The organism is Brenneria nigrifluens DSM 30175 = ATCC 13028, assembly GCF_005484965.1.
GTDB lineage: Bacteria > Pseudomonadota > Gammaproteobacteria > Enterobacterales > Enterobacteriaceae > Brenneria > Brenneria nigrifluens.
The window spans coordinates 91,758-113,655 of sequence record NZ_CP034036.1 but is presented as its reverse complement, the minus strand read 5'-3'; the positions used below and the strand labels follow the sequence as shown (position 1 = coordinate 113,655).

The 21,898-nt window shown below is 55.5% G+C and carries 15 protein-coding genes and 1 pseudogene; 9 read left to right on the top strand and 7 right to left on the bottom strand.

Translation table 11 applies throughout. From position 1 onward, the window contains the following. Positions 1–45: 45 nt before the first annotated feature. Positions 46–1,371, top strand: coding sequence for an alginate export family protein (locus EH206_RS00480; RefSeq protein WP_009110878.1), 1,326 nt, complete (start codon positions 46–48; stop codon positions 1,369–1,371). A gap of 105 nt (positions 1,372–1,476) precedes the next feature. On the opposite strand, the gene EH206_RS00475 is transcribed toward EH206_RS00480, so the two are convergent. The 4 genes from EH206_RS00475 to EH206_RS00460 all read right to left on the bottom strand — a co-directional run bounded on the left by EH206_RS00475 (position 1,477) and on the right by EH206_RS00460 (position 7,166). Then, positions 1,477–2,622 carry an iron-containing alcohol dehydrogenase gene (locus EH206_RS00475; RefSeq protein ID WP_009110877.1) on the bottom strand — a complete coding sequence of 382 codons (1,146 nt, stop codon included), beginning with the start codon at positions 2,620–2,622 and terminating at the stop codon, positions 1,477–1,479. Between the two features lie 552 nt (positions 2,623–3,174). Continuing rightward, positions 3,175–5,244 carry a glycine--tRNA ligase subunit beta gene (glyS, locus tag EH206_RS00470; protein WP_009110876.1) on the bottom strand — a complete coding sequence of 690 codons (2,070 nt, stop codon included), beginning with the start codon at positions 5,242–5,244 and terminating at the stop codon, positions 3,175–3,177. A gap of 9 nt (positions 5,245–5,253) precedes the next feature. Continuing rightward, a complete protein-coding gene (gene glyQ, locus EH206_RS00465) occupies positions 5,254–6,183 on the bottom strand; it encodes a glycine--tRNA ligase subunit alpha (protein WP_009110875.1) in 930 nt (309 codons plus the stop codon). A 176-nt stretch (positions 6,184–6,359) separates the two neighbouring features. Continuing rightward, on the bottom strand, positions 6,360–7,166 hold the full coding sequence (locus tag EH206_RS00460; RefSeq protein ID WP_009110874.1) for a sulfite exporter TauE/SafE family protein: 807 nt from the start codon (positions 7,164–7,166) through the stop codon (positions 6,360–6,362). Between the two features lie 210 nt (positions 7,167–7,376). Here EH206_RS00460 and EH206_RS00455 point away from each other — a divergent pair, with 210 nt between their 5' ends. The 7 genes and pseudogenes from EH206_RS00455 (at position 7,377) to EH206_RS00425 (ending at position 16,388) form a co-directional block, all read left to right on the top strand. Next, the gene (locus EH206_RS00455) at positions 7,377–7,940 is read left to right on the top strand and encodes a DNA-3-methyladenine glycosylase I (protein ID WP_009110873.1); all 564 of its coding nucleotides are present in this window, start codon (positions 7,377–7,379) and stop codon (positions 7,938–7,940) included. Then, positions 7,937–8,354 (top strand): annotated as a pseudogene (locus tag EH206_RS00450) (N-acetyltransferase). The gene EH206_RS00455 and the pseudogene EH206_RS00450 overlap by 4 nt, the downstream one beginning before the upstream one ends. 272 nt (positions 8,355–8,626) lie before the next feature. Continuing rightward, a complete protein-coding gene (locus EH206_RS00445; RefSeq protein ID WP_009110872.1) occupies positions 8,627–9,655 on the top strand; it encodes an ADP-ribosylglycohydrolase family protein in 1,029 nt (342 codons plus the stop codon). A gap of 129 nt (positions 9,656–9,784) precedes the next feature. Next, the gene (gene ghrB / locus EH206_RS00440; protein WP_009110871.1) at positions 9,785–10,747 is read left to right on the top strand and encodes a glyoxylate/hydroxypyruvate reductase GhrB; all 963 of its coding nucleotides are present in this window, start codon (positions 9,785–9,787) and stop codon (positions 10,745–10,747) included. A 348-nt stretch (positions 10,748–11,095) separates the two neighbouring features. Continuing rightward, positions 11,096–12,175: a beta-galactosidase BglB gene (gene bglB / locus EH206_RS00435; RefSeq protein WP_009110870.1), complete on the top strand. Its 1,080-nt coding sequence runs from the start codon at positions 11,096–11,098 to the stop codon at positions 12,173–12,175. Positions 12,176–12,330: 155 nt separating this feature from the next. Continuing rightward, the gene (locus EH206_RS00430; protein ID WP_009110869.1) at positions 12,331–14,826 is read left to right on the top strand and encodes a hypothetical protein; all 2,496 of its coding nucleotides are present in this window, start codon (positions 12,331–12,333) and stop codon (positions 14,824–14,826) included. A 278-nt stretch (positions 14,827–15,104) separates the two neighbouring features. Then, positions 15,105–16,388 (top strand): MFS transporter, encoded by a 1,284-nt coding sequence (locus tag EH206_RS00425; protein WP_009110868.1) that lies wholly within the window; start codon positions 15,105–15,107, stop codon positions 16,386–16,388. 123 nt (positions 16,389–16,511) lie between these two features. Here EH206_RS00425 and EH206_RS00420 read toward each other — a convergent pair whose 3' ends face one another. Both EH206_RS00420 and EH206_RS00415 read right to left on the bottom strand, forming a co-directional pair. After that, on the bottom strand, positions 16,512–17,582 hold the full coding sequence (locus EH206_RS00420; RefSeq protein ID WP_050815632.1) for a LacI family DNA-binding transcriptional regulator: 1,071 nt from the start codon (positions 17,580–17,582) through the stop codon (positions 16,512–16,514). A gap of 188 nt (positions 17,583–17,770) precedes the next feature. Continuing rightward, the gene (locus EH206_RS00415) at positions 17,771–18,979 is read right to left on the bottom strand and encodes an aldose 1-epimerase family protein (protein ID WP_009110866.1); all 1,209 of its coding nucleotides are present in this window, start codon (positions 18,977–18,979) and stop codon (positions 17,771–17,773) included. 373 nt (positions 18,980–19,352) lie between these two features. On the opposite strand from EH206_RS00415, the gene EH206_RS00410 reads away from it, so the two are divergent. Beyond that, a complete protein-coding gene (locus EH206_RS00410; protein ID WP_009110865.1) occupies positions 19,353–20,609 on the top strand; it encodes a valine--pyruvate transaminase in 1,257 nt (418 codons plus the stop codon). Here the strand turns inward: EH206_RS00410 and EH206_RS00405 are convergent. Further along, the gene (locus tag EH206_RS00405) at positions 20,606–21,889 is read right to left on the bottom strand and encodes a Zn-dependent hydrolase (protein WP_009110864.1); all 1,284 of its coding nucleotides are present in this window, start codon (positions 21,887–21,889) and stop codon (positions 20,606–20,608) included. The genes EH206_RS00410 and EH206_RS00405 overlap by 4 nt on opposite strands. Positions 21,890–21,898: the final 9 nt, after the last annotated feature.

Below are 21,898 nucleotides of genomic sequence, written 5' to 3'. Positions count from 1 at the left end.
GCCATCTACGGCCGTAAGAAAACAACAGGCATCAGGAGCCCCGACATGAGTCATCGAAACCTTACCAAGATCTTGAGTGGCGGCCTTGCGCTGACCGTTGCCCTTAGCCTGGTCGGCCAGGCGCGTGCCTATGAACTGTACGCCGCCGACGACGCTCACCTGAATGGCGATTTTCTGGCGGTTTACGGCTGGATGGACAGCCGCAAGAACTATGACGGCGGCGCCGGCGGTTCCACCTGGAGCGAGGGCTTCTTCAAGTACGGCCTCAGCGGCGATCGGGGCGTGGGGGGCTACGGCACCGTTTACGGCGCGCTTAACTGGGTCAGTTCCGCCACCTGGGGCGACGGCGATGCCGGCGGCAACAGCGATGGTTCCGAACGCACCACCAAGATCGAGGACGCCTATCTGGGCTGGCGTTCCTCCGGGCTGTTTCCGGCGCTCGGTCAGGACGGCGTCGATATTTCATTCGGGCGGCAGGTCGTCAAACTCGGCAGAGGCTTCATCATCAACGACGATGGACTAAACCTGGGCAAGGGACCGGCCGACGGCGCCCTCGACCGTGGCGGCGCCTATTATCTGGCCGCCCGTCATGCTTTCGACCGCACGGCGGTGGTTCGTCTGGGCGGGCAGGACGGCCTGCACGGCAGCGCCGTTTGGCTCAAGTCCGACAATCGCGCCCAGGCGGCGACCGAACTGGCCGCCGCCACGCTGGATTACGCCGCCCGCCCCGGCACGCTGGGGCTGACCTGGGTTCACGGCCTTGATGTGTCCGAACGGTGGGCCGACGATCGCCTGAAACAGCGTGAAAATATGGAAGTCTACAGCCTGCGCGGCGAGGGGAACGCCGGCATCGAGAACGCCGACTTCGCCTTTGAGTACGCCTGGCAGGACAAAGACAGCGGCGACGATAAGGCCTGGTACGCCGAGGCCGGTTATACCTTCGCCGACCTCCCCTGGTCGCCGAAACTGACCTATCGCTACAGCCGCTATTCCGCCGAATGGGATTCGCTGTTCACCGGCCTGAGCACCGGCTATGGCACCTGGTTCCAGGGTGAGGTGGCGGCCAACTATTCGGGGCCGTTCAACACCAACACCGGGATTCACCACCTCGGCCTCACGCTCAATCCGCTGGAAAACCTGACCGTCGGCGTGCTCTATTTCGACTTCCACACGCTGCACAAGCGTAACGCGCTGAATCTGGATGCCCGCGAGCTAAACCTGTATCTGGAATGGGCGGTCAACGACCATCTGATCGTCAGTCCGCTGGTCGGCCTGTACAACCCGAAGAAGAGCGAAAGCAGCGGCGGCAATCAGGCCGGCGGCGCCGGCACCAACGTCTACAGCCAACTGGTGGTGGCGATTCCGTTTTGATCGGCGCGGAGGTATGCGCCCCAGACCGCGCTGAATAGCAGGATCGATAAACAAAAACAACATCCGGGATCGGCGCCCCGACCCCGGATGTTTAACGTGAGTTGGTTACTTTCCGTAATAGGAAACGGTATACAACTCCTTCATGTCTTCCACTTTCGGGTTGCCGGGGTTTGTCAGCGTACAGGGATCGTCCAGCGCATTCTGACTCATACGATCCAGCACCTTGGTGAATTTCTCTTCGCTGAAATCCACTTCATCACACTCACGGAACGTATCGGGAATATTTAACCGATGGTTCAGATCGCGAATCGCCTCCGCCAGATTGATAATGCCAAAGCGCTTTTCAATCTGTTGGTATTTACTGGTCCAATGGCGGTTAAACTGAATCACGTACGGCAGCATTATCGCATTGGCCAGGCCGTGAGTAACGCCAAACTCGCCGCCGATCTTATGCGCCAGCGAATGGATGATCCCCAGAGAGGCGTTGGTAAAGGCGATCCCCGCCAGCGCGGAGGCGTTGTGCATATGATAACGCGCCTGCATATTGTCCGGCGACAGATAGGCGGTTTCCAGATTCTCGAATACCAGCCGAATGGCCTCCAGCGCATAGGGGTCGGTAAACGAGGTGGCGGCGGTGGACACATAGGCTTCCAGCGCGTGGGTCAGTACATCCATGCCCGAATGGGCGGTAATGTGCGGCGGGCAGGTTGCCGGAATGACCGGATCGAGAATGGCGATATCCGGCACCATATCCGCCGCCACGATAGGATATTTAATATGGCTTTCCGTATCGGTAATCACGGAAAAGGCGGTAATTTCCGAAGCCGAGCCGCTGGTGGAGGGAATGGCGACGAATCTGGCCTTATTGCGCAGCGGCGGCATAGAACCGACGGGCAGGATATCCGCCAGCGTCAGATGCGGATGCTCATAAAAACACCACATGACTTTCGCCGCGTCAATCGCCGACCCGCCGCCAATCGCCACGATCCAGTCCGGGTTGAATTCAAGCATCGCTTTAGCGCCGCGCTGCACCGTGGCCACGGAGGGATTGGGCTCCACGTTATCAATCAGCAGACACTCCATCCCCGCCTGCTTAAGCAACTGCTCGGTTTTTGCCAGAAAACCGTGCCGTTTCATCGAACTGCCGCCGGTCACAATCGCCGCTCTGCTCCCCCGCAGGGTCGCCAGCCGCTCCAGCGCATTTTCACCATAGGTGATATCACGCGGAATAGAGAAATTAATGAAGCTCATAACAATCTCCTGTAATTGAAAAATATTAGATTCATAAAAATAAAATAGCGCTATAGTCGACCTACAAGCGTTAACGTTTTCATCTGAGATAAGGATGGCCGCTTATTTTATATTTTTATGCGCCATATAAAGTCAAAAGACTATGCGTTATGAATATAAGCCAACAGTAACTTTAACCTTTAGAATAGTGCGACATTTAATTTTATCGCCGAATGTAAACGCATCGGATTGTATTTTATGCCCCCTGCCATATGGCTATTATAAGCATAGCCAGAAAAAATGAATTGTGACCTTGATTGTATTTTAATAAAAATGAAAAGGCGGAATTTATACACAACAGACTGATTTATAATGTTATTTAAATAAGTAACTTAAATTCGATTAATTAAAGTCCGCACCAAAAAAGAAATACCACATAGGGAAAGGATTATTCGGCAATGGGAAGGGGTTAATTTAATGCTATTAAAGAGAAAAATTAATGTTAATAAACATATCCTGAACATTTAACTAACGCCAATGCTCAGGACAGGTTTTAATTACGACGGCGACTAATTATTGCAGAACAGAGATATCCGCCACTTTCAGGAACAGATCGCGCAGCGCATTGAGCAACGTCAGGCGATTAACGCGCACCCGCTCATCCTCGGCCATCACCATCACCTGCTCAAAGAACGCGTCGACCGGTTCACGCAGCGCCGCCAACTCCACCAGCGCTTCCTGATAACGCCCCGCGGCGAACAGCGGCTCCAGCTTGTCGCGCAGTACCACCACATGCGTCGCCAGCCTGATTTCCGCCGCGTCTTTCAATACTGACGCATCGACATTCGCTTGCAGCGTATCGCTGGATTTCGCCAGAATATTGGAAACGCGTTTGTTGGCCGCCGCCAGCGCGGCGGCGGCTTCCAGGGTACGGAAATGGCTGACCGCTTTCACCCTGGCGTCGAAATCAGCCGGACGGGTCGGACGGCGCGCCAGCACCGCCTGAATGGTATCCACGCTGTGACCCTCTTCCTGATACCAGGCGCGGAAGCGGCCGAGCATAAACTCGATCACCTCATCCACCACCTTGGCATTGGTCAGCTTGTCGCCATACAGGCGCACCGCTTCTTCCGTCAGGGTTTGCAGATCCAGCGGCAGGCGCTTCTCGACGATGATGCGCAATACCCCCAGCGCCGCGCGACGCAACGCAAACGGGTCTTTATCCCCTTTCGGGTGCTGGCCGATGCCGAAAATCCCCGCCAGCGAATCCATCTTGTCGGCAATCGCCAGCGCGCAGGCCACCGGGGAAGAAGGCAGGTCGTCGCCGGCGAAGCGCGGCTGATACTGTTCATTCAGCGCCACGGCGACGTCTTCCGCCTCGCCGTCGTGACGCGCATAGTACATGCCCATCACGCCCTGGGTGTCGGTGAATTCAAACACCATATTGGTCATCAGGTCGCACTTGGACAGCAGCCCCGCGCGGGTGGCGTGATTCACATCGGCGCCGATCTGCCCGGCAACCCAACCCGCCAACGCCTGAATACGGTCTGTTTTATCGCGTAATGAACCGAGCTGTTGCTGGAACAGCACGGTTTCCAGCCGCGGCAGATGCTCTTCCAGCCGTTTTTTGCGGTCGGTATTGAAGAAGAACTCGGCATCCGCCAGACGCGGCCGCACCACTTTTTCATTACCGGCGATGATTTGCTGCGCATCGCCGGATTCAATGTTGGCGACGAAGATAAAATTCGGCAACAGCTTGCCGCCGTCATCGTAGACCGGGAAATATTTCTGGTCGCCCTTCATGGTATACACCAGCGCTTCCGCCGGCACCGCGAGGAATTTTTCTTCAAACCTGGCGGTCAGCACTACCGGCCATTCCACCAGCGAGGTTACTTCCTCCAGCAGGCTGTCGCTCAGATCGGCGTTGCCGCCAATGTTGCGCGCGGCCTCTTCGGCATCCGCTTTGATTTTGGCTTTACGCGCCTCGTAATCCGCCATCACCTTGCCGCGCTCCAGCAGAATGTCAGGATATTGATCGGCGTTATCAATGGCGAACTCCGCCTCGCCCATAAAGCGGTGGCCGCGCAGGGTGCGGGCGGAATCAATACCCAGCACCCGTCCCGGGATCAGTTCGTCCCCCAGCAGCAGGGTAACGGTATGCACCGGACGCACAAACTGGGTTTCTTTATCGCCCCAGTGCATCAGTTTCGGGATCGGCAGCTTAGCCAGCGAGGCGTTGACCATGCCCGCGAGCAGCGCCTGGGCCTGCTCGCCTTTGACAGGCGCGCGGTACAGCAGCCATTCGCCTTTATCCGTCGTCAGCCGTTCGGCCTGATCGACGGTGATGCCGCAGCCGCGCGCCCAGCCCTCGGCCGCTTTGGTCGGCTTGCCGGCGGCGTCAAACGCCTGGGCGATCGCCGGGCCGCGTTTTTCAACGATACGATCCGGCTGTGCGGCGCTTAAACCGGGCACTTTCAGCGCCAGACGGCGCGGCGCGGCAAACCACTTCACGCCGCCGTGAGTCAGGCCGGCGGCATCCAGTTCCGCGGTGAAATTGGCGGCGAAAGATTCCGCCAGATTACGCAGAGCCTTCGGCGGCAGCTCTTCCGTGCCGATCTCCACCAGAAAAGTCTTGTCAGTCATGGCTGCCTCTTAGCTCTGTTGCTTATTGCACACGTTCTTGTTACACAAGGGGAAGCCCAGCGCCTCGCGGGAGGCGTAATAGGCTTCGGCTACCGCTTTGGTCAGGGTACGAATACGCAGGATGTAGCGCTGACGCTCGGTAACGGAAATGGCTTTACGCGCATCCAGCAGGTTAAAGCTGTGCGCCGCTTTCAGAATACGTTCGTAAGCCGGCAGCGGCAGCGGTTTCTCCAGCGCCAGCAGGCGCTGCGCCTCTTTTTCGTACTGCTCGAAGCAGTAGAACAGGAAATCGACGTCGGCGTGTTCAAAGTTGTAGGTGGATTGCTCCACTTCGTTTTGATGGAACACGTCGCCGTAGGTGGTTTTGCCCAGCGGACCGTCGCTCCACACCAGATCGTAAACGCTGTCCACGCCCTGAATATACATCGCCAGACGTTCCAGACCGTAGGTGATCTCGCCGGTGACGGGCTTGCACTCCAGACCGCCGACCTGCTGGAAGTAGGTGAACTGCGTCACTTCCATGCCGTTCAGCCACACTTCCCAACCCAGCCCCCAGGCGCCCAGCGTCGGGTTTTCCCAGTTGTCTTCCACAAAGCGGATATCGTGGATCGTCGGGTCCAGCCCCAATTCTTGCAGCGAACCGAGGTACAGTTCCTGAATATTATCGGGCGAGGGTTTAATGACGACCTGGAACTGGTAATAGTGTTGCAGACGGTTGGGATTTTCGCCGTAGCGGCCGTCGGTAGGACGGCGGGACGGTTGCACATAGGCGGTGGCCATAGGTTCCGGGCCGAGCGCCCGCAGACAGGTCATCGGATGAGAGGTGCCGGCGCCGACTTCCATGTCCAACGGTTGAACGATGGTGCAGCCCTGGCGCGCCCAATAATCCTGTAGCGTCAGGATCAGGCCCTGGAAGGTCTTGGTATCAAACTTTTGCATTTGGATTCGCACGCGATACAAGTGGATTTATAGTGAATGCGCCAGTATACCCTCTGAAAGCGAGATATACAGCCAGAATGCGGCAACAAGTTTATATCGGCGGTGATTTTTCAGGCCGGCGCAGGAAAAGCCGGGATGCCCGGCTTTATTGCTATACGCCCCTCTGCACAGACGCCTCAGCCGCTGAACACCGTTTGCAGCATCTTCAGGCTGAGCAGCAGCAGTAGCCCCGCAAAGGCTTTCTTCAGGGTCGCCACCGGCAGCCGGTGCGCCAGGCGGGCGCCGACCGGCGCGGTGAAATAGCTTACCGCCGAAATCAATACCACCGCCGGCAGGGAAACATAGCCGATGCTGTACTCGGGCACGCCGACCGCCGACCAGCCGTTGATCATGTACCCCAGCGCCCCCGATAGCGCGATAGGCAGCCCCACCGCGGCCGACGTGCCGATCGCCTGCTGAATGCGCACGTTGCACCAGGTGAGAAAAGGCACGGTCAAGGATCCGCCGCCGATGGCCACCAGCGCGGAAATGCCGCCGATGACCAGGCCCGCCAGCGAAAGGCCCGCGGTGCCGGGCAGATGACGCTGCGGTTTGGGTTTGATATTCAGCACCATTTGCAGCGCGACATAGGCCATAAAGCAGGAGAAGAAGATCGCCAGCGTACGCGTCGGCAGCAGCGTCGCCAGCCAGGTGGCGGCAAAGGTGCCGATCAGGATCGCGGGGGTTATGCGCCAGACCACCGGCCACAGCACCGCCTGATGCTGATGGTGGGTACGCAGGCTGGAAATGGCGGTAATCACAATCGCCGCCATCGACGTTCCCAGCGCCATATGCACCAGATGTTCGTTTTGCACCCCCTGCGCGGCGAACATTGCCGTCAGAACCGGCACCATAATACCGCCGCCGCCAATCCCCAACAGTCCGGCCATAAAGCCAACCACCGCCCCTAAGGCCAGATAGGCCAAAATCCACTCAACCGCCATTCCCCATTCCCCAATCTGTTCGTTGTTATCGTTATCGTCGCCCCGCGCGTCCCGGCGCCGGTTTCCGTGAACGTCGGCAGTAAAAGCTGGTTGCTTATACAGCGGCTTCAGTGCAATGATCGTGCGGCGTAATGAGCGACGCCACTATCAATATCAACAACGGTGCCGAATAACAACCGGCTCTCAGACCATTAACGATAGGAAAAGCCGATGAAACGTTGCGGCTGGGTTACCCAGGACGTCCTATATCAGGACTATCACGATAACGAATGGGGAAAACCCTGCACCGACGGCCAAAAGCTGTTTGAGCTGCTGTGCCTCGAAGGCCAGCAGGCCGGGCTTTCCTGGATTACCGTGCTGAAAAAACGCGAAAATTATCGCCGCTGTTTTTATCAGTTCGATGCGTATCGCATTGCGCGCATGACGCCGGATGACGTGGACGCGCTGATGCAGGACAGCGGCATCATCCGCCACCGCGGCAAAATCGAAGCCATTATCACCAACGCCCGCGCCTGGCTGGAGATGGAAAGCCAGGGCGAAAGTTTCTCTCATTTCATCTGGTCGTTTGTCGACCATCGGCCTCAGCTTAACCGCCCGGCGTCGCTCGCCGGCGTGCCGGCCAAAACCGCCGTTTCCGACGCCATGTCAAAGGCGCTGAAAAAACGCGGCTTCAAATTTATCGGCTCGACCATTTGCTATGCATTTATGCAGGCCGGCGGATTGGTCGACGACCACACCGCGGACTGCTTTTGCCATCGGGACGCCGCGACATGATCCGCGCATTCCGGCCGCAGGACCTGAACCCGCTGATGTCGCTGTGGTTGGAAAGCACTACGCTGGCGCACCCGTTTATCAGTGCGGATTACTGGCGGGAAAGCGCTGCGCTGGTTCGCGATATTTACCTCCCCCGGTCACAAACCTGGATATATCAAGACCGGGAGCGGATGGCGGGTTTTATCAGCGTGCTGGAAAGCCGTTTTATCGGCACCTTATTCGTGCGGCGGCATGACCGGCGCGGCATTAATCCAATACGCCCAGCAGCAATTTTCACTACTCAGTCTGGAAGTGTATCAACAGAATGGACGGGCCTGCGCATTTTACCGTAAGCATGGCTTTGTCGTCGTGGCGGAAAATTTCAATCGGGAAACCCGGGCGACCACGCTGATTATGCAGTGGGCCAGCCGCTAAGCCGTTTACCCACCGGCGTTAACCTTTTACCATAAACGTAAATAAACCTTCACATTACGCTCAACTAATGATTGTAAAGGTACTATCTTAATTCTATCTGGTGTTACGCTATGAACTAACGTTTTCCAGCGTGCTCATTCAAGCACCGCTTAAACAGTACTCAGAGAAACTTCACTAGAAAAATCAATCATCAATTACGATAGAGCCAGTCGGATGGCATCTCTTAATAACCATCAGGGAGAGGGGTTAGCCACGTTTATTAAGGATGCACCATGCCATCAAATAAGCAGAACCGTATTAATGGCGCGTTATATGGGCAGATGTTGGGCGATGCGATGGGCATGCCGTCGGAATTGTGGCCGCGCACACGGATTAAAAAACATTTTGGCTGGATTGACCGTTTTCTTCCCGGTCCGGCGGATAATATCGCCGCCTGTTATTTTCAGACCGCGCAATACACCGACGATACGGCGATGGCTATCGCGCTGGCGGATGCCCTTATCGCCTGTGAAGGCCGCATCGACCCCAAGGTAATAGGGAAGCATATTCTGCGCTGGGCGCTGGATTTCGGCGCCTTTGAGAAAAATATCCTCGGCCCCTCGTCAAAAGCCGCGCTGACCGCCATACAGCAGGGAATCGATATCCGCGAACTGGAAAACAACGGGGTCACCAACGGCGCCGCGATGCGCGTCTCCCCGCTGGGTTGTCTGCTGCCTCCCCATTCACTGCATGATTTCATCGCCGACGTCGCGCTGGCTTCCAGCGTGACGCATAAATCCGATATCGCCGTCGCCGGCGCGGTCGTTATCGCCTGGGCCATTTCCAGAGCGATTGAAGGCGCCTCCACCTGGAGCGGGATCGGCGAGGAGCTGCCCGCGGTCGCCCAGGCGGCGCAGAATAGGCGCATTACCACCTACAGCGCCTCTCTGGCGTGCCGTATCGAACTGGCATTGGAGACCGTCAAACGCGTCAACGGAACCGAGCATGCGATGGCGCGTATTTATGACCTGATCGGCACCGGCGCGGATATGATTGAATCGGTTCCGGCGGCCATCGCCATGGTGGAACTGGCACAAACCGATCCTAACCGCTGCGCCATTTTGTGCGCCAATCTGGGGGGAGATACCGACACCATCGGCGCGATGGCCACGGCGATCTGTGGGGCGATAAACGGCGCCACCAGCATTGCCCCCCACTTTAAACAGCAGTTGGATTGCGCCAACGGGATTGATATCGCCGGCTACGGCCAACAACTGCTGCGGCTACGCGCGCGGCGGGAACCCTATCCTCCGCCCTCGTAGCACTACCCGCTCGGCTAATCGCGGCGCCTGGCGCGAGGTCAGGATGTATGGCTTGCAGTATCCCGTCGGCTACGCGATGATTCCATCCGTTATTTCCGCCTTAACCTCCCTAATCTGCCGGAGTTTGCGATGAAACCTAGCGTTATTCTGTACAGAAAGATCCCTGACGATTTACGTACCCGTTTAGATCAACATTTCGCCGTCACCGAACTGGACGACTTTCCGCCGGAGCATCACCCGGCGCTGGCTCAGGCTGAAGGCATTATCGGTTCGGGCGGTAAAGTGGATAAAGCCTTTCTGCAACAGGCTCCGCGTCTGCGCGCCGCATCCACCATCTCGGTGGGCTACGATAATTTCGATGTCGACGCCCTGAACGAGCAAGGGGTTATTCTGATGCACACCCCCACGGTATTGACCGAAACCGTGGCCGATACCGTGCTGGCCTTGATGCTGGCCAGCGCGCGCCGGGTGGTGGAAGTGGCGGAAAGAGTCAAGGCGGGCGAGTGGCGGGAGAGTATCGGCAGCGACTGGTTTGGCAGCGACGTCCATCATAAAACCATCGGTATTCTCGGCATGGGCCGCATCGGTCTGGCCGTGGCGCAGCGCGCCCACTTCGGCTTCAGTATGCCGGTGCTGTACAACGCCCGCCGTCATCATCAGCAAGCGGAGACGCGCTTTAACGCCCGCTATTGCGATCTGGATACCCTGCTGGCCGAAGCGGATTTCCTGTGCATCACCCTGCCGCTGACGGCCGAAACGCACCACCTTATCGGTCGCGAACAGCTGGCGAAAATGAAACCCGGCGCGATTCTGATCAATATCGGCCGCGGGGCCGTGGTGGATGAAACGGCGCTGATCGACGCCCTCGCCAACGGGGCCATCCACGCCGCGGGCCTGGACGTTTTCACCAAAGAACCGCTGCCGGTCGACTCCCCGCTGCTAAAACTGCCCAACGTGGTGGCCTTGCCGCATATTGGCTCGGCAACCCATGAAACCCGCTATAACATGGCCGCCTGCGCCGTCGACAACCTGATCGCCGCCTTAAGCGGAGAGGTAAAAGAAAACTGCGTTAACCCGCAGGTGCTGAAATAGGGTTCGGCGCCTGGCTGACAAGGCTGCGATGCGGCCTTGTCTCCCCACGCCTCGTTGAGGTCTTAAAGAACACACGCCTACCGCCGAGATAAAATCCCCCTGGCTAGCGCCCGTCCGTAAGCCGAGCAGTAAGATTCCAATGCAATATTTTTATCCGCTCCCGAGATCTCATCACGCACTGCGCCGCACCTTTATCAGGTTTTTCCAGACAAAATCTGCATTTTTTTAACCGCATCACAAAACAAAAGCGCAAAAAATTTTCGTATTGCGCAAAAAAAACATTGGTGATTATATCGACTGCACATTTCAGCATCAATGGGTATGACTTCTCTACACGGTGGGTTACTAATGCTTAACAACACGGATTTACAGGCTCGGCTTAATTCGCTATTGACCGGAATCACCGGATTAAAAAATCAGGGACGCTTTCAGGAACCCAATCTTGACGGTACGCCCGGAGACTATATTTCATTTGATAGCTGGGAATGGCCGCAAGGCGTTGGTATTTATGGACTGGTAAGATTATGGGAATTTACCAGGCGAGACGATATTTATCTGCTGATTGAAAAATGGTTCGAAAAACAATTTAATTCCGGTCTGCCCAAACTCAATGTTAATACCACGGCACCGATGCTGCCGCTTTCTCTTTTCTGGGCGCATACCAAAAATCCTCAATATCAGGAAATTCTCGATAACTGGGCCAATCGCGTAATTAATGAATTGCCGAGAACGCCGGAAATGGGATTCCAGCATATTGTTTCCGACGGCGTTAACGATATGGAACTGTGGGACGACACGTTATTTATGGTCGTCCTGTTTTTAGCGCATTACGGTACGGTATCCGGCCGTAAGGAATTAGTCGCGGAGGCCGTGCGGCAATTTTTACTCCACGCCCGTTATTTGAACGATCCGGAAACCGGCCTGTGGTTTCACGGCTGGAGTTTCAAAGAAAAAAGTCATTTTGCGCGCGCACGCTGGGCGCGGGGTAATTCCTGGATCACCGTAGGTATTCTTGAATTTATTGAACTTACGGAACTGGATCCCGGCGTGCGTCAATACCTGCTGGGCTGTTTGCAAACCCAGGTTGATACGCTGCTCAAATTACAGGCGCCAGGCGGCGCATGGCACACTCTGCTCGATCATCCTGATTCCTATGAAGAAATTTCCGCCACGGCCGGTTTTGGTTATGGATTGCTGAAGGGCGCGCGATTGGGGATTGGCGATAAATCCTGGCGTCAGGCTGGGTTACGCGCGCTAAAAGCGGTATGCGACAACATTGATCAAGACGGTACGGTACGTAACGTCTCTTACGGCACCCGTATGGGAAGAACGCTGCAATTTTATAAAGATATTCCTATTCAGCCAACCGGTTACGGCCAGGCATTAGCAATATTATGTCTGACTGAAGGCATTCGCGAACATCATTAGCGGAGGCAAACATGAAATAAAATCCTCAATAGTTATATTGTCGAACTTCTAACCCCTAAATAATTCGAGTTACAGGAAGGACCGGCTAGCACAGGCAACTTGAAATATGGCGGGTATAAACGGTTAAGCACTCTGTATCCTGGAGATATATTACTATGACTAATAATCCAGAAACGTATTTCAGTGAACATCAACTGGCTAATGGCGACGCCGTTCGTTATTGGCAGCTTTCCAAAATAGCAGAACAACGTTATGACGTTGCCGATCGCCCGATGCAGGGTGATATGGATCCCTTTTTCTTCCTGAGCAAACACAAGAATTTCATTCCGCATACTTATCCTTGTCGTTCTGATTTCTCGGAAAAATTCGCTGACAAACGCCCTATTCCGTTAAGCGAATGCCATCCGGTACGGTGGTGGCTGCCGTTTGGCTCGGATCGTGTGGATTTATCGGGATTCTGGTTCCGTCCAACGCGCGTCGGCGCCTGGGCAAGAACCTTTATTCAGGCCGGGCAACAGGGCGAAGCGACATTCCGGTTAACCACCTGCGGCGGCGCAATACTCTTTGTCGGCGGCCAGGAAATAGCCTGGAGCGCCCGTTATCAGCGCAATCTCGAAAACAGTATTGAGGTCGCCGTCCCGTTAAATAAAGGGCTGAATGAAGTTGTCATTTACTTCGACGATCTTGCCGAACGCGATATCCGCTTCTTTTTCCAGTTGGATTATCTGTCCGGCGTCGGCGCATTCGTCGCGCTGCCCGTCCCTATTGCGCCGGAGCGGGTGGAAAAAATAGAAAGTATGCTTGAGGGCATGGCATTCAGTCATTCCGCTTACTTTACCGGTGATATCGCCATCGAGTTTGCGCAGGCGGCAACCGAGGATATTCAGGTAAGTTGTCAGGTTATCGGGGACTTTATTTCTCTTGATAAGCCGGTATTGCTGAACTCGGCGCTCGGAAAAGGCGAACAGCGCCTTACGCTGGCGGCAACCGAGCAAATTCCGGCGGACTTCAGAAACTTCATTATTACCCTACAATCTGGTGAGTTCAGCGCAAGCCGCAATATTGGCGTAGAAATATGCCATGCGGATCGGCAAAAAGCAGTTCCCGTCACGCAGGCCGAACGCATTGAAGAAGCGCTGGCCACGGTTGCGGAACATGGCGAAATGAGTAGCGTAAAAGCGCTGGCTCGTCTGGCTCGCGGACAGTCCGGTCGGGAAACCGACGCGATGCTGGAAGCGGTGTTGCCCTCCGTTGTTGATTGCCACGACTGCGCCGACTTTACGCTGGTGCCCCTGCTGTGGTGCCGCATCAGGTTTGGCGAGGCGATTACCCCCACCACGCGCCGGCGCATTGATGATGCCATTTTGAATTTCCGTTACTGGATGGATGAGCCAGGCAATGATGTTCAGTGGTATTTCTCAGAAAACCATGCCCTGCTGTTTCACACCGCCGCTTACCTCGCCGGCAGTTTTTTCCCGCACGCGACCTTCGTCAGATCGGGGCGCAGCGGCGCGGAGCAGGCGCAGGTTGGAGAACAACGCATCACGGCATGGCTCGACCATTTTGAACAATATGAAATGGCCGAATGGAACTCCGCGCCCTATTTTCCCATTGACTTGAAAGGACTGAGCGCCCTCGCCGCGCTGGCGGATAACCCGGTTATCGTCAAACGCGCCAGCCATGCCATCGAACGCCTGATCGAACAGATCGCCCGCTCATCTCATCAGGGTATTCTGACCGCCTCGCAAGGCCGCTCCTACGAGCACACGTTGCGCGCCGGACGTTCGCTGGAGCTTTCCGCCATTGCCCGTCTGCTGTGGGGAAAAGGCGGCTATGGCTGTCGTTTCCATGTTCTGCCTCAACTGGCATTGCTGCTGCGAGATCGGCGCATCGGCATTTCTCCGGCATTACAGGAAATCGCCATTTATCAGGGAAATCACGCGCTGGAATGGTGTTTTGCCCAGGGCGCGAACCGCATAGCCAAACTGTATCACTATAAAACCCGCGATATCGCGATGGGATCCATTGCGCACTACCGTTGGGGGGAGTGGGGATATCAGGAATCACCGCTGCATTTGCGCCTGGGCGATAACACCGAGGCGCAAATCTGGATCAATCATCCGGGGGAAACCATCCAGGCCGGATTCGGCCGCCCCTCCTACTGGGGCGGATGCGGAACGTTGCCCCGCGTTCAACAGTATCGCGGCCTTGCCGTACTGGATTTCAATATTCAGCCCGGACAACCAGACTTCTCCCACGCCTGGTTACCGTCAGAACACTTCGAGCAGCTTGCAATAGCCGATAACCGTATCGCGGTACGCGGTGGAAGCGGAATGGCTCTGCTGTTCGGTAATAAAGCGTTTGACAGGGTTACGCAAGGGCCGACAAAAAATTGTGAAGTCCGACTAACGGGTCGTCACAATCGCTGGGTGATTCGTCTGTGTGACGATAGTTCGATCACGCAACTTTCCGCTTTCATCGATAACTTTCATGCGCTATCCGTCAGTGAAAAAGATAATGGCGATTTATCAATCGACGATCCGCTTTACGGTCAGGTTATTTTCTTTGCCGACGGACGCGTTCAAGCCGAAAACCGAATCATTGATCCTCAAACGTGGACGATTCAGGGCGAGAGTAAAGAATTAAAATAAGCTTAGCCATAATCACCGAATCTATTTCCACTGTATATCTTACTAAGATGTCACGATCAGGAGAATATTATGAAAACAACCAATAACAATTAACATCTATCTATTTAATCACCGTGCGTAAAAATACACAGAATTAAAAAATAATTTGCTTAAGGTGACTTTCCCGAAATAAGTATTTTTATTTCGGGGGATACTTTTCATCCTGCGCATCGAAAAAACGAATCTTTACTTATTTTTCATACTCCAGTTGTATTTAAATAAGCAATAAGGAGAATTTTATGGAAACAAATAATATAGAAATAAAAGGTCAGACGCCCAAGGGAAATTATCGTTGGTTTATCTGTTCGATGTTGGTATTTGCCACAACAGTCAATTACATGGACAGACAGGTTCTCGGTTTATTGGCCCCGATATTACAAAAAGAAATTGGTTGGACGCAGATAGAATATAGCTGGCTGGTTAATGCATTCACCATCGCCTATGGCATCGGCACCTTAGTCTGCGGCCGAATTATTGATAAAATCGGCACCAAAATCAGCTATGCGGCGGCGATGATTATCTGGAGCGGCGCCGCCATGTTACACGCCGCCGTGGGGTCAGTGGCCGGATTCGCCTTGGTGCGCGTGCTGCTTGGTTTCGGTGAAGCGGCAAACTTTCCTGCCGCGATGAAAGCCATTTCCGCCTGGCATCCCAAACAGGAACGAACGCTGGCAACCGGTATCCTTGGGGTTGCGGTTAACGTCGCCGTGGTGATTTCCCCCGCCATTATTCCCTGGGTGGCGATTCACTATGGCTGGCAAGGCGCTTTCCTGATCCTCGGCGGCATCGGTTTTATCTGGCTTATCCCCTGGTATTTATATTTCGGTAAACCCGAAGACAAAGCCGACGCGCAGGAGCTGGCCTGGATCCGCCAGGATAAAGAAGAGGTCGTTTCCGCCAACTCGGTTAAATGGTCGAAGCTGCTGGGATATCGACAGCTCTGGGCATTTGCGCTGGGAAAAATGCTGACCGATCCGATCTGGTGGTTCTTCCTGTTCTGGCTGCCTAAGTGGTTGAACGAAACGCGCGATATCAATATGGCCGGTCTGGGGCTGCCGCTCATTGCGATTTACCTGTTTGCGATTGTGGGCAGCCTGGGCGCGGGATGGCTTCCCGGCATGTTGATGAGAAAGGGACTCAGCGCGGCCAAAGCGCGTAAAACAACCATGTTTATTTGCGCCTGCGCCGTTATCCCGATTATCGGCGCGACGCAGGTGGAGAGCCTGTGGGCCGCCGTCGCCATCGTCGGGCTTGCCGCCGCGGCGCATCAGGGGTGGTCCGCCAACCTATTGACCAGCGTTTCCGATCTCTTTCCCAATGCGGCGGTAGGCTCGGTGGTGGGTATCGGCAGCACCTTCGGCATGATCGGCAGCGTGGTGTTCTCGACGATTATCGGCGCGGTGCTGGAGCAGTCCGGTAATTACTGGGGATTATTCGCGATTGGTTCGGTGGCGTATTTGCTGGCCTGGTGCGTGATGTACTTACTGCTGGTGCCGAAAATGGATCGCGCCAAATTCGACTAACGAAACCAGTTCCCTAACGTGTAGCCGCTTTCCAGTTGTTGATGGGCGGCTCTCGCAGGTTAGCGGCGTTGATCGCCCATGATACCGTTCAATCGCGGGAGATAGGCGCTCCTGAGGGATTATTCAAGTAGAGGCCGGGGGCTTTTTCGCCACCGACTGGCGTTCAATCAGCGAACAGGCCAATTCGACTCGCCGGGGAATTTGCACCGTTCCGGCGATCATGTCTTGCAATAGTTCCAGCGCAACCACACCGATTTCCTGCACCGGCAGATGTACCGTCGTCAGCTCAGGCTGAGTGAATTCGGCCTGCGGCAGATCGTTCATGCCCATGACGGAAACATCATCAGGAACGCTAATCCCCAGCTTATTCAATGCGCCGATCGCACCAATCGCCAGGCTATCATTGGCGCATAAAATCGCGCTGAACGGAGTTTGATGCCGCTGGATGTAGTCCATCACCGCCTGCTCGGCCAGTTCCGGCAGCCAGTCGGCCACCGTAATCACCTGTGTTGTATCGCACGACAAATGATAGTGCAGCATGGCGTCGCGCCAGCCTTCCAAACGCTGCTCAATGGTTCTGCGCCCCGGATGCGTAAGAAAGATAATATTGCGATGCCCCTGTTGCACCAGATAGTCGGCGGCCAGCCGCGTGGCCGAACGGTTACAGGGCAATACGCTGGACAAGCGCATCAGCGGATCGTCACTGTTCACCAGCACCGCCGGTTTATTCAGACTCACAACGGTATTCAGGATCTCCAGATCGTCGACCGTTAACGCCAGCAGACCGCCAATCGCAGGATCTGCCATTAACGCCGACAACTGTGATGCGCCCGCCTCCGACAAAGGGTGGGTAATAATTTCTATGCCGAGCATTTTGGCGCGCTCTTTAAGCCCCTGTAACACATACCAGCTAAACTGATAGCGGTAATAATCAAGCATCGCCACCTGAGAAGCCGCCAGAACGATTTTGCTGCCGCCGATCTCCTGTGCCGGCGTGTAACGCACCGCGCGCGCCATCTCCTGAATCTTGTTTCTCAGTTCCGCGCTGACCCCTTTATCGCCGGATAACGCGCGCGAAACGGTACTGAGGGAGGTACCGCATCTTGTCGCGATATCTTCAAGTCGTACGCGCCGATAAGTCGGATCGTTTTTGGAATGGTTATCGCCAGGCGTTGAAGCGGATCTCTTTTTCATAATCATCGGATAAATAAAGAGTAAGCACAGAGCAACATGCCTCGAATGCTAACCTGACTCACCTGCTCAGGAAAGGAAATGTTCATTTTTTGTCATGTGGTGAAGAAATCATACTGTACCGAAATAAAGAAACCGCTTTGCCCGGCGACAGACAAAGCGGTATAAGGGCACCGCAGGCGTCCTAACGGTTATTCAACGGCTATCGGCTTCTCCGTCAGCGTGGTTTTGTTGTCGCCCTGAATCGCTTTCACTTTTTGTTCCGTTTTTTGCACCGCATCCGTGCTGCTCAGCAGGCTGTAGGTCAGTTCAAACTCCGTGCTCTGTCCCGGCTGCAGCTGTTTTACCCGTCCCTGTTCGCGCTCAATGGTTACCGGATAGGCGTAGCTGGTGCCCGGTTCAATGCCGGTAACGTAGCCCTGTTTTACCGTATCGGTGTTTTTCCACAGCGTCAGTACCGGCAGCTGACGGGTATCAAACTCAATCGAGACCCCTTTATCGCCGGCGCGGTTGACCAGCGCCGCCAGGGTTTTCCCCTGCTTGTCCGCATACGGCGTCAGGTTAAACACCATTTCGTCAAAGTCTTTGGTCGGCCCCTGATAGGTTTGCCACTCTTTCAGACCCGCTTTGGCGTAGTCGTTAAACGGCGAAATCTCCTTCACCGGCGCGACAAAGCGCGCCCCCTGTTCCAGAATCGGCGTGCTGAAATTGCTGTGATAAATAATCTGGTAATCACGCGCATAGTCGGATTTGTTGGTCAACACGTCATGCACGGTAAACGATTCGCTGCCGGGGATGTAACGCAGCTCGGTCCAGGTTTCCAGGTTCGATTTCTTAAAGCTGTTCTCTTTTAGCAGACCACGCACAGTGATCTGATAAGGCGCTTTCTCGCTGACGTCCACCACCACTTTCGAGGCGGGCGTATTACCGGCGCGACCGTGCAGGGTGTAAATCATGCCGTTATCGACCACCGGATGGCCGGTCCATTCAAAGCCGCAGCGCACCATCATTTCATTGAAACCTTCCAGCCAGCCCACACCGCCGCGACTTTCCAGATTGATGGTATTCGGGTTCACCACCTCGTCGACCGGAGAATCCCACCCCAGGCGAACGTCTTTCCCGGTAACATGCAGCAAATTCATGCCGCGCGTCGGGCTAAGTACGATTTTCAACCCGTCCTGACTGGTGATGGTGATGATTTTACTGCCTTCCTGACGCCCGCCGCGCAGTACGCTTTGCTCGATGCTGAAATGCCGCTCCTTAATCTTCAGCGCATCGCTGCCAATCTGCCAGTTCCCTTGCTCCACGCCGCCTTCAGCATCCGTCAGCACAAATGTCTGAGCCGATAATTGCCATGAAGTCAGCGCTAATGAAATGCCCAGTGCCAGTACTTTTTTCATCTCGTCGTTCCTTTTGCTGAATTGATTTAGCTATTACACAACCAAGACTACAAATCGGTACGGCTTCAGAATGTGATACCCATCAACAGTTGAGGAAATAGCATTTCGCCAATGAATTTATTCTATGCAGATCACAATAACGCTAGGAAAAGTAATGTTTATTACAAAATAATAACGTATGGATCGGTTAAAGTTGATATCGATTCAGCTTTAATCGAATGAATTAACCCAGGATCCGCCTCAGAATTTTATTCCGCCAAATAAAAACAGATCAGAACAATAGATATTCGATTAACTTTGCGCCGCATTGCGCCATAGCGGCGCAAACGCTATGGTTGCCGCTCATTCATGTATTACCATCAATCGACAAACTATGAATTTTTCTCTTTTCGGCAACAAATTTACCCGTCATGCGGGCATTACCCAGCTAATGGATGACCTGAACGAGGGGCTTCGCACGCCAGGGGCAATCATGCTGGGGGGCGGCAATCCGGCGCACATTCCGGCGATGGACGCCTATTTCCGGCAGCTCTGCCAGGAAATGCTGGAACAGGGAAAATTAACCGACGCCTTATGCAATTACGACGGCCCGCAGGGTAAAGACGCCCTGCTCGGCGCCCTGGCCGACCTGCTGCGCGAGGAGTTTGGCTGGCAGATTGGACCACAGAATATTGCACTGACAAACGGCAGCCAGAGCGCATTTTTCTACTTATTCAATCTCTTTGCCGGACGCCATGCCGATAGCAGCCTGCGCAAAGTGTTGTTCCCGCTGGCGCCGGAATACATCGGTTACGCGGATGCCGGGCTGGATGAAAACATGTTTGTTTCCGTTCGGCCGCAGATTGAGCTATTGGCGGACGGGCAGTTTAAATATCACGTCGACTTTGATCACCTGTCGATTACCGACGATATCGGCCTGATCTGCGTTTCCCGCCCCACCAACCCCACCGGCAATGTACTGACCGACGAAGAGCTGATGCGTCTGGATATTCTGGCGCAGCAGCACAACGTTCCGCTGCTGATTGATAATGCCTACGGCGTTCCCTTCCCCGGCATTATTTTCAGCGAAGCGACGCCGCTGTGGAACCCGAACATTATTCTGTGTATGAGCCTGTCCAAGCTGGGGCTGCCCGGTTCGCGCTGCGGTATTGTTATCGCCGACGAGAAGGTGATTTCCGCCATCGGCAATATGAACGGCATCATCAGCCTGTCGCCGGGCGCGATCGGGCCGTCGATCGCCTGCGAGATGATCCGGCGCGGCGATTTGCTGCGCCTGTCCGATGAGGTGGTGCGCCCGTTCTATCAACGGCGCGTAACGGAAACGATAGCCACCATCCGGCGCTATCTGTCGCCGGAGCAGTGTCTGATCCATAAGCCGGAAGGGGCCATTTTCCTGTGGTTATGGTTTAAGGATTTACCCATCACCACCGAAGTGCTGTACCAGCGGCTGAAGAAACGCGGCGTGCTGATGGTGCCCGGCCGCTATTTCTTCCCCGGGCTGGATCAGACCTGGCCGCATGCGCATCAGTGCCTGCGGATGAACTACGTACCGGAGCCGGAGAGCATTGCGCGCGGCATCGCCATTCTGGCGGAAGAGGTTGAGAAGGCGATGCGCGAAGGCGGGCGCTAACGCCCCACCACGCCGGCGGTCTCCAGCACCGCGTGCAGCAACACGTTCGCACCGGCCGTCACCTGCTCGGGTGATGAATACTCAATCTCGTTATGGCTGATGCCGTCCTTACAGGGAATAAAAATCATCCCCGTCGGCGCCAGCTCAGCGACATACACCGCGTCGTGTCCCGCGCCGGAAACGATGTCGATATTGGAGTAACCCAGCGTGTCGGCCGCCCGGCGTATCGCATCCTTACAGTGCGGATGGAACGGCGCGGCGCGATACTGCGATACCTGGGTCAGTTGAATATCCAGCCCGGTTTCCGCGCTCAGCGTGGCGAGATAGGCTTTCAGCGCCGCATCCATCTCATCCACCAGCGCATCGGTAAGGTTGCGGAAATCGACGGAAAACTTCACGCTGCCCGGCACCACGTTGCGGCTGTTGGGATGGACCTGCACCATGCCCACCGTACCGCGGCCGTGCGGCGCAAAGCGGTCGGCAATGGCGATAACCTCCTGCATGACGCGGGTGGAAACCTGCAACGCGTCCTTGCGCAGCGCCATCGGCGTCGGCCCGGCGTGCGACTCCATCCCGGTGACCACGCAGTCATACCAGCGAATCCCCAGCACCGCCTGCACCACGCCGATGTCAACGTCCCGATCTTCCAGAATCGGCCCCTGCTCGATATGCGCTTCAAAGTAGGCGCCGATGGGGTGGTCGCCCGGCGTTTGCGCACCGGCATAGCCGATTTTCTTCAGTTCATCCCCCACGCTTTTACCGTCCGCGTCCTGCGCGGCATAGGCATACTCCAGCGGAAATACGCCGGCAAAGACGCCGGAGCCCATCATCACCGGCACAAAGCGCGACCCTTCCTCATTGGTCCAGAACACCATTTCCACCGGCGCGTCGGTTTCTATCTTCCGGTCGTTAAGCGTGCGGATCACTTCCAGCGCCGCCAGCACGCCAAAGTTGCCGTCGAATTTCCCGCCGGTCGGCTGAGTATCGATATGGCTGCCCGCCACTATTGGCGGCAGGGCGTTATTGCGTCCGGGACGACGCATAAACACGTTGCCGATCTTGTCGATTTCAACCGACAGCCCGGCGGCTTTCCCCCAGCCCACCACCAGATCGCGACCCTGACGATCCAGGTCCGTCAGGGTCAGGCGGCATACGCCGCCTTTGGGCGTGGCGCCGATCGCCGCCAGATCCATCAGCGACTGCCACAGGCGATCGCCGTCAACGCGCAGATCGGCGATATCGATTTTATTTTTTGTTGCGGATAACGCTTCGCTATTCATAACAGATTT